General features: G+C 41.0%; 13 protein-coding genes. 8 read left to right on the forward strand and 5 right to left on the reverse strand.

The genetic code is table 11. The features are described from left to right. Positions 1-42: 42 nt before the first annotated feature. Both pnuC and BM192_RS07885 read left to right on the forward strand, forming a co-directional pair. The gene (gene pnuC, locus BM192_RS07880; protein ID WP_037443592.1) at positions 43-675 is read left to right on the forward strand and encodes a nicotinamide riboside transporter PnuC; all 633 of its coding nucleotides are present in this window, start codon (positions 43-45) and stop codon (positions 673-675) included. Continuing rightward, positions 668-1756, forward strand: coding sequence for an acyl-CoA dehydrogenase family protein (locus BM192_RS07885; RefSeq protein ID WP_037443594.1), 1089 nt, complete (start codon positions 668-670; stop codon positions 1754-1756). The genes pnuC and BM192_RS07885 overlap by 8 nt, the downstream gene beginning before the upstream one ends. A gap of 58 nt (positions 1757-1814) precedes the next feature. Here BM192_RS07885 and BM192_RS07890 read toward each other — a convergent pair whose 3' ends face one another. Both BM192_RS07890 and BM192_RS07895 read right to left on the reverse strand, forming a co-directional pair. Beyond that, positions 1815-2792 (reverse strand): sugar phosphate isomerase/epimerase family protein, encoded by a 978-nt coding sequence (locus tag BM192_RS07890; protein ID WP_037443596.1) that lies wholly within the window; start codon positions 2790-2792, stop codon positions 1815-1817. A gap of 112 nt (positions 2793-2904) precedes the next feature. Next, positions 2905-4503, reverse strand: coding sequence for a beta-N-acetylhexosaminidase (locus BM192_RS07895; RefSeq protein ID WP_037443598.1), 1599 nt, complete (start codon positions 4501-4503; stop codon positions 2905-2907). A gap of 135 nt (positions 4504-4638) precedes the next feature. On the opposite strand from BM192_RS07895, the gene BM192_RS07900 reads away from it, so the two are divergent. Genes BM192_RS07900 through BM192_RS07920 form a run of 5 tightly spaced genes read left to right on the forward strand, consistent with a single transcriptional unit; the run spans position 4639 to position 7862 of the window. Next, positions 4639-5166: a hypothetical protein gene (locus tag BM192_RS07900; protein WP_037443600.1), complete on the forward strand. Its 528-nt coding sequence runs from the start codon at positions 4639-4641 to the stop codon at positions 5164-5166. Positions 5167-5202: 36 nt separating this feature from the next. Next, complete coding sequence (locus BM192_RS07905) at positions 5203-5775, forward strand: hypothetical protein (protein ID WP_037443602.1); 573 nt, start codon at positions 5203-5205, stop codon at positions 5773-5775. A 1-nt stretch (position 5776) separates the two neighbouring features. Next, complete coding sequence (locus tag BM192_RS07910; RefSeq protein WP_037443604.1) at positions 5777-6442, forward strand: hypothetical protein; 666 nt, start codon at positions 5777-5779, stop codon at positions 6440-6442. Next, positions 6409-7194, forward strand: a complete 786-nt coding sequence (locus BM192_RS07915) for a sensor histidine kinase (protein WP_037443606.1) — start codon at positions 6409-6411, stop codon at positions 7192-7194. The genes BM192_RS07910 and BM192_RS07915 overlap by 34 nt, the downstream gene beginning before the upstream one ends. Before the next feature lie 11 nt (positions 7195-7205). After that, positions 7206-7862, forward strand: a complete 657-nt coding sequence (locus tag BM192_RS07920; protein WP_037443608.1) for a response regulator transcription factor — start codon at positions 7206-7208, stop codon at positions 7860-7862. A gap of 66 nt (positions 7863-7928) precedes the next feature. On the opposite strand, the gene BM192_RS07925 is transcribed toward BM192_RS07920, so the two are convergent. From BM192_RS07925 to BM192_RS07935, 3 genes are all read right to left on the reverse strand, one after another. Beyond that, a complete protein-coding gene (locus BM192_RS07925; protein WP_037443610.1) occupies positions 7929-9296 on the reverse strand; it encodes a RagB/SusD family nutrient uptake outer membrane protein in 1368 nt (455 codons plus the stop codon). A 17-nt stretch (positions 9297-9313) separates the two neighbouring features. Then, entirely contained in the window at positions 9314-12616 is a 3303-nt protein-coding gene (locus BM192_RS07930; RefSeq protein ID WP_081857551.1) for a SusC/RagA family TonB-linked outer membrane protein, read from the reverse strand. A gap of 198 nt (positions 12617-12814) precedes the next feature. Beyond that, positions 12815-14272 (reverse strand): amino acid permease, encoded by a 1458-nt coding sequence (locus BM192_RS07935; protein WP_037443612.1) that lies wholly within the window; start codon positions 14270-14272, stop codon positions 12815-12817. A gap of 155 nt (positions 14273-14427) precedes the next feature. Here BM192_RS07935 and BM192_RS07940 point away from each other — a divergent pair, with 155 nt between their 5' ends. Then, positions 14428-14703 (forward strand): hypothetical protein, encoded by a 276-nt coding sequence (locus tag BM192_RS07940; protein WP_037443614.1) that lies wholly within the window; start codon positions 14428-14430, stop codon positions 14701-14703. Positions 14704-14731 lie beyond the last annotated feature (28 nt).

The following is a 14731-nucleotide window of genomic DNA, read 5'->3' on the forward strand; positions in this document are numbered from 1 at the left end:
ACTTACCTTAATATGATTGGAATAAAACTAATGCATTGAAACATGAATTTACACGAATGGCTGTCGCTGTTTTTCGAACAGCTTATGAAAACCAGTTTACTGGAATATCTTGCGGTAGGATTTGGCATCTCAGAGGTTCTGCTGGCCAAACGCAACAACATTTGGCTATACCCTACAGGTATTATCTCCATACTGTTGTCTATGACACTTCTATTTGAGGCGAAACTATATGCCGAAACCCTTTTAAATACTTATTACCTTGTCATGAGTGTATATGGATGGATCCTTTGGAGAAGTCGTAAACAACAACAGCAGCTTCAGGCAGACTGGAGCAACAGAGCCGAGTTGACCACTGCGATACTCATTTCAGCCGGAGGTTTTATTATTCTGTACCTGGTATTGAATCATTTTACAGATTCAGATGTCCCGGTGTGGGACGCTTTTGTTGCCTCTACTGCATGGGCGGGAATGTGGTTACTCGCTAAAAGGCGCATAGAAAACTGGATCTTTCTAAATATCTCCAACCTCTTCGCTATCCCGCTGCTTATCCATAAAAAACTACCAATGTTCGCTGTGCTCACCACCGTACTATTCATAGTGGCCATTTTCGGTTTTATAGAGTGGAAAGGCATTATCAAAAAGAAGAATTCATCCCCAAAACCAGCACATGTTTAACTTGCTTAGTACAGAAGAAAAAGACTGTATACACCAATACGCTGCCCTATCAGAAGAACAAGGTAAACTTCATCCGGCCATACTCGAACTCGCTTACACCAAACAATGGTTTAAACTATTTGTACCGGCATCATACGGCGGGCCCCAGTTATTGTTACCAGAAATACTCAGAATGGAAGAGGCATTGGCGGCAGAAGACGGAAGTTTAGCCTGGACAGTAACTTTATGCAGCGGAGCGGGCTGGTTTGCAGGTTTCTTAGATCCTGGACTGGCAGCAGAAATCTTTTCTGACCCTCAAGTCTGCTTTGCAGGAAGCGGGGCTGTAGCTGGGACGGCAGTTGAATCTGAAACTGGCTATACAATTAATGGCTATTGGAAATATGCCAGTGGAGCTTTACACGCTACGGTATTTACGGCCAACTGTCAGCTACTCGACCACAACCATAATCCACTTAAAGATGACGCCGGAAACCAGGTAATCCGCTCTTTTATACTTAAAAAAGAAGAAGTTGAACTCGTACCCGGCTGGTCATACTTCGGGCTTGTAGCGACCGGAAGCCATGCATTTGAAGTAAAAGATCTTCAGGTTCCTGCTAACAGAACATTCCAGATCAACGAAAACATTAAACTAAACAGCCCTGGGTTCGACTACCCTTTCTTACAGATGGCCGAAACTACCCTTGCGGTGAACAGCGCCGGAATGTCTGCACATTTTTTAACACTGGCTGCCGACAGTTTCCGCTCCAGATCGGGACTAAAAAGATATACACAGGACCAGGTTAAATTCTTTGAAACAGAGCTCAGTAGCTGCAGCGAGGCATTAAAGGAAGCCAGAACAAATTTTTATACAACATTTGATGCCAGCTGGTTACAGTTAACAGAAGAGAATAAAATTGACAAGGAACTACTGGATGCAGTGAGTCTGAGCAGCCGTAAACTTGCCCATATTGCCAGGCAAATAACTGATACCTTATATCCATATTGCGGATTAGAAGCGGCGCGGAAGGAAACGGAAATAAACCGCGTCTGGAGGGACATACACACCGCTAGTCAGCATTCATTGTTAACTTTTTTGCAGTAGTATACAGATAAATTGATGAACCGCGTTTAAAACAAAGTAAACGCGGTTCATTCAGAATTTAAACCAGGTTTTTTTTAACAAAATTGTAGCTATCCGTGATACTTACGAAAGGATCAATTTTGATCATATCCTGTTCAACAAAAATATGCTTTAAGCCAGCTTGCTGCTGATGCGTAAAGATCTCTTTGAAATTAATACTTCCGGTTCCTACTTCTGTATAACTAATTCCCTTTAAAACTTCCATAGATGAGGTAGTATCTAGTTTACCTCCGGTGATTTTGGCCGTATTGGCTTTATCCACATCTTTCACATGCCACATTGCAAATCTTTCAGGATACTTTTTAAAATAAGCATCAGGAGATACACCGGACTTTTCTATCCAGAACAAATCCATTTCAAAAGTAACCAGCGCAGGGTCAGTTTCCTTCAGAAGGATATCGTAACCCTTTTCACCATTTTCAAGTGTGCGAAATTCCCAGAAGTGGTTATGATAACCCATTTTTATCTTTGACTTTGCAGAAAGTTCGCCAGCCTTGTTCAACTGGGCAGCCATAAATTTAAAATCGGTACTCGTCATTTTATCCAGACTGGCTCCCATGGGTGGTACAGGAACAACAAAATACTGCTGCCCCAAAGCGGAAGCAATTTCCAGCTGTGCCTTAAGTGCGGTGTCATCACCTTTCCCCGGGCTTAGAAAATCATTGAGCTGGTAATGCCCACTATATGTCTTGAGGCCTGAACTCTTTAGCAGTGCAGAAAATTCAGCCGCACTCTGCCCCCACAGGTCAACCGGAGCACCGGCACGATAATTATAAAAAGTCTCCACATGGTTGTATCCTATTTCAGCAACCTTACCTATCGTACCTTTCAGGTCTTTACCAAGCTGCTCCCTTAAAGTGTATAACTGTAACCCAATTTCCTGCACCTTACGCGCAGGATTAAATAATTCCATTGCCTCGCTGAATAAAGGCGTGGCCAGTACTGTAGCAGTACCAAGCAAACCAGCTTTCTTTAAAAACGATCTTCTATTATCCATTATATTAGCTATTTATTTTTTTTTAGAATGTCCTTATAGCTAAACAATTTACAGCAACTAAACCACATTAGCAATAGAGAAATTTAGCCAATTAGCAGATATTTTCGGACCCTTACTTCAGATATTTTTTATTGAAATTAATCTCCATTAGTTCGTATCGTTTGAGCTGTGTTTTTAAACGGAGCTGAAAATCAGTGTAGTTACGCTGTTCTTTTGGACTCCAGAGCACTTCACTTAGAGCATCCAATCTGGGAAACAACTGGTATTCGGCTTTAGCAGGATTACTGATATATTCAGACCACAAATTTCCCTGACCACCAATAATGTAAGCGGCGTCTGCCGGATTTAATCCCACAGGAATTGGGTCGTAATTATAAACAGTTTCTAATGTGGTCAATTTCGCGGCTGTCAAAGAATCTTCCTTCAGAAACTGCGCATGATTAAAATAAGTCTTCATTTCCGGTGTCATAATGACCTGATGTTTTTTCTTCGCTGCAGCTATTCCTCCCGCTTCTCCTCTCCAGCTCATTACAATAGCATCAGGAGCAAGTCCGCCGTCCAGAATTTCGTCCCATCCAATCATTTTTTTACCCTTTGAAGCCAGATACTTTGAAATCCTATTTACAAAATAACTCTGTAATCCATTCATATCTTTAAGCCCGTTTTGCTGCACAATACGGTTAGACAGCGCAGATTGCTTCCACCAGATTTTAGCACATTCGTCTCCTCCTATATGGATATAGGGCCCTGGAAATAATTCGATGACCTCACCCAGCACGTTTTCCAGAAATTTAAACGTCTGATCAGTAGGCTGCAGCACATTATTAAATTTATTAAAAATTCCCCAGGTCTGTGCTACCCGCGTCTTAGTCCCGGGATTGGTACCGAATTCCGGATAAGCAGCCAGGATAGACATTGCATGTCCCGGCATCTCAATTTCCGGAACAACAGTTATATAACGATCTTCCGCATACCGGATAACCTCTTTGATCTCATCCTTTGTATAAAAGCCACCGTAACGGATCCCATCATTCCCTGTACCTGGATATAATCCTATGATTGTACCGTCACGCCATGCGCCAACCTCTGTTAACTTGGGATATTGGTCGATAGCTATTCTCCAGCCGTGATCATCGGTCAGGTGCCAATGAAAATAGTTTAGCTTATGCAGAGCGAGATAGTCAATATATTGTTTCACAAAAGTAATATCGAAGAAATGCCGGCTTACATCGAGATGCATTCCCCGATACTTGAAACGCGGATAATCTATTATTTCCACAGCTGGAATTGATATTTCGGCCGAATCTACAGGAGGAAATAGTTGTATTAACGTTTGTACGCCGTAAAAAACAGCCTTCGCAGAATTACCCCTGATATGAATTACCTTCGGCTGCACCTGAAGCTGGTACTGATCTTCAAAGGCACCCGGTATGTTACCTACTTCTAATATAATGCGGGAAACATCATCATTTTGTTCTGCGGCTGCTGGCTTCAAATTCAGCTGATGGTATCTTTTCAGGTAAGCAGATAGAAATGCCGAACTTCTAACCAGAGAATCGGCTGCAAACAGCTCCGTGCCATCCTGAAGCTGGAATCCCGGCATATTTCCCTGAACCTGTATGGATACCGGCTGAGGAATAATGGCCGGTTGTTGAGCCAGTATGCAACAGCTGTAAATAGTCAAAAGAAAACTCAAAAAATACCTTTTCATATTCAAAAATAAACGTTCGCAACAAAGTAAAGATAAAAACAAGCATAAAAACACCTTTAAAAAAGCAGTTATCAGCCTGTTAAGATTAAAAGAAGGCGACGATCTTTAGCTTGCTAAAATCAAAGAGAACCAGACATGAAAAAAAACATTCAACTCAAACAGTCCACCGGTCAGACCAAAAAGTTAAAGAATTTCATTTGTGACCTACTTTTAAAGCTGATTGCATCTCCGGATGGCACAATCGCACCAACCCTCCTTAAAATCCTAATCTTATATCGGTATACAATCGCGGCAGGCGAAAAAAAGGATACGCTCATTACCCTCCCTATCGCACTCATTCCCGTTACCAGCTTTGATGAACAGGATATTGATGGAACGGGGATTGCCTGCAACTCCTTAAATGACACCATCTTGAACTGGTTTTCTATAAACAATCCTGTCTGTAACAATGGACAGATCGTATTTTCGGCCACTCTTTATTCCAACCCTACCAATAATGAATCCCCCCAGCCTTTGTTTGTGCTGGACGATGTAAAAATATATGTAGCAGAGATCGAAGATCTTTTCCCCGGTAAAAAAATGGGTAAAAACCCTGCCCGGACGATTCAAAGAAAACAAAGAAAATCTATTAATAGCAGTAAAACAAATTTGCAAAACAGCTAACTTGTATTGATTTTCAAATTAAATATAATAACTCTAATGTCTCTCAAAATTATTTACTCCGCCCTGATCGCAGGCCTTTGCTTTTTCTGTTCCTGTTCCGATAAACCTTCTAACAACACGGATCCCGATGATAACAGCACAGATAATACACTGACAGTTGCCCAGGCAAAGAAATACGTAAAAAACTACGAGCCACGAGCAATCGATATAGATTCGATTTATCCGGCCGGAGTAAACAGAAAACCTGTAAATAAGAAGATACAGGACACCAGGGCTGTCTGGTTTGGCATTGAAAGGCTAAAAGCGCTGGTTAAGAAGATTGAAGCAGAAGGTGGTGACGGAATCCGTTTTTATTATGCAGCCTATGACAGTGTGTATAATGAAAAGTCAGATGCGCATGTACCAATAAAACCGTATTGGAACCACAATACATTGATCATGGTTTCTACCAGGGACAGCGCAAGTATACACAAGGATTATTATACAGATTTTAAGTTGAATGGTGAATTTAAAGGATTTATCATCACAGCGAAACCAGAAAACAAAGGTGAAATGTGCCCACCGCCAGTCGATTGTAATGGTACAGGAGCAACACTTATATCCCGATAAAATGTCAGCATTAATAAATTATTTCACCGTCAACACCGTGGTTGAGCTGATTTGCCTGATTATAGGCACCTGCTTTATTTTCAATGAAAAACAACCAGCATGGTGGATTTTTTACGGCTATATTTTTCTTACCTGTATTGTAGAATTCACAGGAATCCATCTCCGCCTGCAAAAGCTACCTAATATGACTGTCTACAATATCTTTCTGATACCGGAAGGAATAGTCATCAGTTATTTCTTTTACAGCCTGTACCAGAAATATACAAATAAAATAAAATGGCTGATTGCATGGATCGGCATTTTTCTGATTTTCTGGATCGCGGAAACATTAAGCGATAGTTTTCAGGGGTTTGCCTTTAATACTTCCTCTTTTATATCCATTTCATTTGTGCTGGCAAGCTTGTATTATTACTACCTCATTCTGAAAGATCCTAATTTCGAGAAATTAGGATCTTATGCCCCATTCTGGTGGGTTAATGGTGTGCTGTTCTATTATTTTGGGACAACAGCAATTAATATTTTCTTCGATTACCTTTTACAGGATAACATTTATACCTTCCCGCATTCTATAAGATACAACGTGATTAAAATTGTCAATGTATTTTTATACTCATGCTGGTCATACGCTTTTATATGCAGATATCATCAAAGGAAATCGTCTACCTAATCAGTATAATCACTGTAATTTTTCTGATCGCTCCAATTTTTATTATTATTTATGTCAGTCTATATAACCGGCGTAAGAAAAATCATATTGAAGAAACGATAGCATTGAAGAAGACCTTTGACAATGAACTTTTAAAAGCTCAAATAGAAGTTAAAGAGCAGACCTTGCAGACTTTAGCTGTCGACCTGCATGACAATATCGGGCAATTACTGGGTTTGACCATAGCGACATTAAGCTCCATTAACCTCAATGACCAGGAAAAGGCTGCAACAAAGATCAACTCAGCCGAACAGCTCGCAAAAAGATCAGTTAAGGAAATAAGAGCTTTATCACGCCTGCTGCATGGAGAAGAATTACTCAGCCGCGGTCTCATAGCTGCAATCACTTTTGAACTGGAATGGGTTCAAAAATCAGAACTGTTTAAAATCACGTTCGACACAGAAAGCCCTGAAATTAACCTGCCACCAGATAAACTGATCATCGTATTCAGGCTATTTCAGGAAACATTAAATAACATCCTCAAACACGCGCAGGCAACATCCATTTTTGTTACCGTTAAATCCGAAATGAGCACCTTAACTTTGGTTATTAAAGATAATGGAATTGGCTTTAACATTGCTGAAATTGCTTCCGCACACAAAGGTATCGGTCTGAGTAACATGACTAGAAGAGCAAATATGATTGGGGGAAGTGCTTTTATAGACTCTAGCCCAGCATTAGGCACCACCATAACATTCACTATTCCCTGTTAGATAATTACGTAATGTCAGAAGATCAGATTATATCCATAGCTATTGTTGACGATCATAACTTGTTCCGCCAGGGAATGATCAGCCTGCTCTCAGAGTTCAGGGAAGTCCATATTATTTTTGATGCCCCAAATGGAGCAGTAATGAAACAGAAAATGATTGAAGGCCTGATCCCTGAAGTTGTTCTCCTGGATATTAGTATGCCGATTGTCGATGGCTATCAGGCCGCAGCCTGGATCAAAGAAAACTATCCGCAGACCCGGATTCTGGCGCTTAGCATGTTTGAAGAAGATAAACCAATAATCAAGATGCTCAAAAGCGGCGCCGGAGGGTACCTGCTTAAGGAATCTAAAACCACGGAACTCGTTGATGCAATAAAAACTATCAAACAGCAGGGATATTACCTCAATGATCTGGTTTCCGGGAAACTACTTAAAAATATTCAGGACAATACTGCGGGGCAGTCGTTAACCAGCGAGCTGAATCCGAACGAGATCAGGTTCTTACAACTCTGCTGTTCTGAATATACCTATAAAGAAATAGCAGAACATATGAATCTGAGCCCGCATACAATTGATAACTACCGACAGGAGATATTTCAGAAATTCGATATTAAATCTCGTACAGGTCTGGTTCTTTTTGCACTCAAACACGACCTGGTAGAATTATAAACCTACAAAAAAACGGCTGCAGATATCTGCAGCCGTTTGTACCAAATTTGTCTGTGACAAAACTATTTAATAACCTGGATTTTGAGTTAAAGCCGGATTATTTCTTCTTTCAGCGTCAGGCACCGGGTAGAGATAATAATTAGGATCTGGCTTTTTCATAATTTCAGTCAGTGCGAGTCCGGTTCTGCAGTAATCAAACCAGGTTTCCCCTTCGAACATCAACTCACGTCTTTTCTCCAATTGTACGGCTTTCACAAAAGCATCCAGTGTGGTCGATCCGACAGCAGGAGTTTCAAGACCAGCACGATCTCTCACAGTCTTATAGGAATTATAAGCATCGGCACTAACGTTTCCATCAACCCTTGCCTGTGCCTCTGCATGGATCAGATAAACTTCTGCCAGCCGTATTACTGGGAAGTTCTGCGTAGCGGGGCTAAAAATCCTGTATTTACCAATATAATATCTTGGATCGGCTTCTGTATTCTTGTACACAGTAAAATCTCTTCTCTTATCTCCGCTATCATACAGATCTACAATAGACTTGCCGGCAGCGTAAAATAATACAGACGCATTTGGGTTACTCACTGCAGCCAGATTATTGGTTGCCTGCTCGTCAAACTGTAATTCAAAGATTGACTCCGAAGTATTTTCTGTTTTCCAAATCGTTTCATAATCTGCGGGCAGAGAGAATCCCCCGCTTGTAATTACCTCTTTAGCTAATCTGGCAGCTTCAGAATAATCTTTAGTTACACTACCATGGTATAAGAAAACTTTGGCTAGTAGTGCTTTCGCCGCAAATCCTGTAGCCCTGCCTTTACTTTCGGCATTGTTACTATAAGCGTTTGGAAGTTCAGATGCTTCTTTCAGGTCTGTAATCACCTGGTTATAAACATCTGCTTTTGGACTTCTTGGTACTTTCAGTTCGTCAGTTTCACCCGTCGGGGCTGTGATTAAAGGAACGTCTCCGAACGCACGTGCCAGCTGAAAATAATTCAGTGCACGAACAAATTTAGCTTCACGGATAAACTGATTTTTGCGCTCTGCACCGATAGCTGCAGCAGGCATTTCCTCTACCCGCAGGATAATGTTATTTGCAGCGTTGATAGCAGCGTAGGCAGCAGACCACGTTGTCTGTATCCAAGGATTATCAATCCTGATTGTATTACCAGTAAATTCAATGTATTCCGGGAAACTGGCCACATGATTCACATGACCTGCAGAAAACTCCGGTACAATTACCGAGGTCTGACCGTAAGAACTGGAACTCAGTAAGGTCCGGTACATGCCCATTACCGCAGACTGGGCGCCCTGTTCATTGGTGAATAAGTTATCCGGTGTAACCTGTGCTATCGGCTCATTCTCCAGGAATTTTTTGCAGGATGAAAGACTCATACAAGCGACAGCGATTAATATATATTTAGAAATTGTCTTCATTTTTTTTAGAATTAGGCTTAAAAGTTTAGATTAACACCAGCAGTAAAGATCCTTGGCTGCGGATAACTTCCATAATCGTACCCGTAGGTCAATCCCTGGTTAGCACCGCCATGACTAGAACTTACTTCAGGATCATATCCTTTGTATTTAGTAAATACAAAAGCATTTTGAACAGTAGCATATACACGCAGCCCTTTAACTTTAAGGCGTTCCATAGCTTTTTCACTAAATGTATATCCCAAAGTGATATTTCTAATTCTGAAAAACGATCCATCTTCTACAAAACGACTGGAAACAGCACTGTTATCCAGGTTATTAGGGCTTGGACGAGGAATATCAGTTACATCGCCAGGGTTTCTCCAGCGTCTGTTCCAATCCGTAAAACCATTACTGCTTCTGTTACTTCCTTCCAGTCCTGATGCCAGGTTATAGTTAAATACATCATTACCGTAAGAGAACTGACCCATGATATTCAGATCGAAATTCTTGTATTGAAAAGTATTGGTAATACCACCATAGAAATCTGGATTAGGATCACCGATGATTACACGGTCTGCCGGATCTGTAGGCGAACCCAGTGTACCATCCTGTTTCACATAATCGATCATACCGGTCTGCGTATTTACACCGGCCATCTGCCATCCGAAGAAAGTACCTAACGCGAGTCCTTCCCTGGCAATATTCAGGTTACCAACCCCACCGTACAACTCACCTCCAGGCAATGAAACAACTTTATTTTTGTTAAATGCCATATTGAAGGATGTAGACCATTTAAAATCACCGGTAAGATTTTTGGTTGAAATCTCAAATTCAAATCCTTTATTCTGAATTTCGCCTACGTTCGTAAATCTATTCTGAAATCCTGAACTCGTCGGAATTGCGATACCAACTAACAAGTCGGAAGTATTCTTGATATAATAATCGGCCAGGATTGAAATTCTGTTGTTAAACAATCCAACGTCCACACCAATATCGGTCTGCTTGGTTGTTTCCCATTTCAGGTCTTTATCTCCCAGAACATTAGGTATGTAACCAGTATTTCCCATATAATTATTGCTACCCGTATATAAGGAGTAACTGGCATAATTTGGAATGTTCTGGTTACCGGTGATACCCCAACTAGCTCTTAATTTCAGATTGCTGATCACGGTGTTTGTCTTCAGAAAATCTTCTTCTGAAAGTCGCCATGCACCTGCAAAAGATGGGAAATAACCATAACGGCTATTTGACCCGAAGCGAGATGAACCATCAGCCCTGAAGTTTGCAGTAAATAAATACTTGCCTTTATAATCATAATTTAACCTTGAGAATGCAGAAGCAATACTCCATTCTTCAGGATAAGAATTTGCACCAGTTATTGTTCCACCTGCCGAAATATATTCAATATCATTTGAAGGGAAATTAGAACGGCGGGCATCTACAAATTGAATTTTAGACTGTTGCACAGAGGCACCAGCTAATACATCGATATGATGATCACCGAAGTCTTTATTATATGTTAAAGTAGTCTCGTTGATCCATAATTGATCTCTGGTATTTCTTTGGGCTCCAATTCCACCCTGAGCCGCAAAAGAACGGATTCCATTAGGCGGCATAAAAAAAGTTTCGTCGATATAACTCATATCTGCACCGAAATTTGTTTTTAAAGTCAGTTCAGGTATAATTTTATATTCAGCAGAAACACTGGTCAGCACGCGGAAAGTCTCCGATTTATTGACAGGTAATTCCAACATCGCAAGCGGATTCTCGCGGCTGGTATTAACCTGATCATAGGCATAACTGCCGTCAGCATTAAATACCGGAAGATTTGGTGGTGCAAGAATACCATTTTTGGTTGAGCCTTCTTTAGAGTTCTCTTCCTGTACCCGGTTATTTAAGGCGCGTGTCAGGTTAACACGTGCAGAGAATTTTAGTTTTTCGCTATGCTGATGGTCGAGGTTTAACCTTGCACTCAGGCGACTGAAGTCAGAGCCCTTAATTATACCGCCTTGGCTCATATAGCCAATTGACGTATAATACTGCGTTTTTTCGGAACCACCACTTGCAGAAAGTTCATAATTACGTGTAGGAGCTGTTCTGAAAATCTGATCCTGCCAGTCTGTATTTGTACCCGGATTGGCTAGTATACCATCAGGTACCGGACTTGGATTACCATTTGCATCCGGAAGATATTTATAATAATCTCTCATGTAATCCTGATATTCACCAGTATTCATGAATTTGTACTTTCTTTCATTCGGCACCTGGGAAAAACCTTCGTAAGCATTAAAGCTAAAGTTACTCTGGCCTGGCTCACCTTTCTTTGTCGTGATTAACACCACTCCATTTGCAGCTCTCGCTCCATAGATAGATGAAGAAGCGGCATCTTTCAGTACCTCAACAGATGCAACATCAGAAGGGTTAATAGAAGACAGGATATTAATTCCCTGTGTACCGCCACCAAAGTTGAAATCACTTCCCCCCGTAAAATTCGTAGTGCTGTTCACAGGAATTCCATCAACAACATATAAGGGATCGGAACTGGCATTAATAGAGGTTGTACCCCTTACGCGGATACTTAAGCCCCCGCCCGGAGAACCGGATTTCTGGGTAACCTGTACGCCACCCGCCTTTCCCTGAATAGCCTGGCTAATGGTGGGCAAAACTTCATTTTTAATTTCGTCGGCACGGATACTGGATACTGCACTGGTTAATTTAGCCCGGTCAACTGTTCCATAACCCGTTGCAACTATCTCAACTTCTTTTAGCGCTTCGGACTTAGTAGCCATTATCACGTCTACCTTCTTCCGGTCCTTTAAAAGTTCTTCCTTTGTGTTAAAGCCCATAAAAGAAAAAGTGAGTATCGAATTTGCAGGAGCTGCAATCTGATACTCACCTTTTGCGTTGGTTAACGTCTTAATCTGGGTGTTTTTTACTGCTACTATGACTCCAGCAATGGGGCCGGCCGTATCAGTTACCATTCCGGTTACCGTGGGCTGCCCGGGACTCGCTGTCGCTCCAGGCACTGCAGAGGTATCAGTTACTGCCGGCTTCACCGCAGCAGCTGCCGCGGCAGAATCTTTGACTGCGGTATCGGTTTTAATTACTGTTTTTGGAATAGTGTCTGCAGGAGTTTTCGGAGCAGGAGTTGTATCTTTTGAAATTACAACTTTAGGAACCGTGTCAATCTTGACTTTGGGTACTGTATCCGTCTTAGCTTTAGGTACGGTATCAGTTTTCTGAGGGATCGTGTCTGTTTGCCGGGAAGATGCAAATAATGCATCCGTACTGAGTGTCAGTAAGGGCAAAAATAGGATGTACGGTAGAATTTTTCTTTTCATTTGGATACGCAATTCTTAGGTAAGAGATGTGAATAAAGAATTCAGGGCATCAATTATTGCTCCATTTGTCCAAAATCGAATAAAACGTTAGTTTTAAGTAATTTAAAAGATTAATAGTTAAAAAATATTGTAGACAAAGTCTACAATATGTGCGGTTATACAACAAACCGCACAGAATGAATTTCTTAAAAAAGTATTTTATTCAGCCCGATCAGCATTTGCCCTTGCTTTTTGCTTACTGCGGTTAACCAGCAGATAACATATATATAGCATAATAAGCCAAACTGGAATTAATTCTACAGACATTTTCATTCCTGTAATCCACATAATAATCAGGATTCCGAATAAAAAGATAAGGCAGATAATGTTCGACAAAGGGTATAAAAATGAAGGAAATTTGGTTTTTATACCGCCTGCATCTTTTGCTCTTCTGAACTTCATGTGCGTAAAACTAATCATGAGCCAGTTAATAACCAGTGTAGATACAACCAGCGACATTAAAATCTCCAGGGCCTTATCAGGAATCATTTTATTGACGATAATACAGATTGCGGCAAACAGACTTGATACCAGGATCGCTTTAATAGGCACAGAATTTTTGTTGAGTTTAGATAAGAATGCCGGTGCATTCCCTTGTTCCGCCAAGCCGTAAAGCATCCTGCTGTTACTGTAAACACAACTGTTATACACAGAAAGTGCAGCAGTAAGCACGATCAGGTTCAAGACATTAGCGATAATACTGGTGAAATAAACCGTCTTACCCATCAGGTCGAACTGAAAACCTTTCAAACTCTCAAAAACCATTACAAACGGACTACTGTCAGTGGTAATATTCTTCCATGGTGACAGGGAAAATAGAATGACCAGCGCACCTACATAGAAAATAAGAATCCTGTAAATCACCTGATTGGTTGCTTTAGGGATAGTTGTTTCCGGGTTTTCTGCCTCAGCAGCAGTAATTCCGATTAATTCCAGTCCTCCGAAAGAAAACATGATCATCGCTATAGCGGCAAATAAGCCCTGATATCCCCCTTTACCGTCCGAACTAAACAGCCCTTTAGCGAAAAATCCGCCGTCATTCCATAAATTCTGTACGGTGGCCTGTTCGCCACCAGAACCGCTCACCAAAAGATAAATACCAAACAGTATCATCGCGATAATGGCCACCACTTTGACAATAGAAAACCAGAATTCAACCTCTCCGTAAACTTTAACGGAGGTTAGATTTAAAGCATTAATGGCCAGAAAGAAGAATAAACTGGAAGACCAGAGTGGGATTTCAGGCCACCAGAAATGAACATACATTCCAATTGCAGTTAACTCAGACATACTTACCAGAATATAAAGCACCCAGTAGTTCCATCCTGAAGCGAAGCCAGCGAAAGAGCCCCAATATTTATAGGCGAAATGACTAAAGCTTCCGGAAACCGGCTCCTCCACAACCATTTCACCGAGCTGACGCATAATAAAAAATGCAATCACACCTGCCAGTGCGTATCCTAAAATTACTGAAGGTCCTGCGAGTACGGCTGCCGGCCCGATACCTAAAAATAAACCAGTCCCTATCGCACCACCCAGAGCGATCAGTTGTATATGCCTGTTTTGCAATCCGCGTTTGAGCTTTTGCTCTTCAGGCTTAGTATCCGTTTGTTTCAATTTGTGTTTCTTGAGATGTTATCCGGCAAATGTGTAAACTATTTATCACATCAGCTATTTTTTTATAAATAATATACTATTTTCTATCAGCTTTCCAGCCAGGCCGGCAAACCCGGTGATATAATGCGTACCTTTGATGATTAATTAAACGAAATATGGCGAAAGATTTTAGTGATTTAATTCTTAAAGATAAAAATTCCGGCAAAATTAAAGACCTTGAAGAAGCATTGGAAGGTGTGGAAGTCACCTATAACAGGTGGTTAATTGCACGTGAAAATATTCATACGGGTCAAAAACCCGACACGCTTAAAAATTATTACCGCCACTTTTATAATGAAGATGGCATACAGTTCTACGTTAAAGAATCTTTGCCTAATGACATCAGAAATGCCTGTATATCAGCATTCAGAGGGATATTCGTTAATAAGTAATCTAAACAGACTTTCAGCAGCAGCACTT

The organism is Pedobacter antarcticus, from assembly GCF_900112985.1.
GTDB lineage: Bacteria > Bacteroidota > Bacteroidia > Sphingobacteriales > Sphingobacteriaceae > Pedobacter > Pedobacter antarcticus.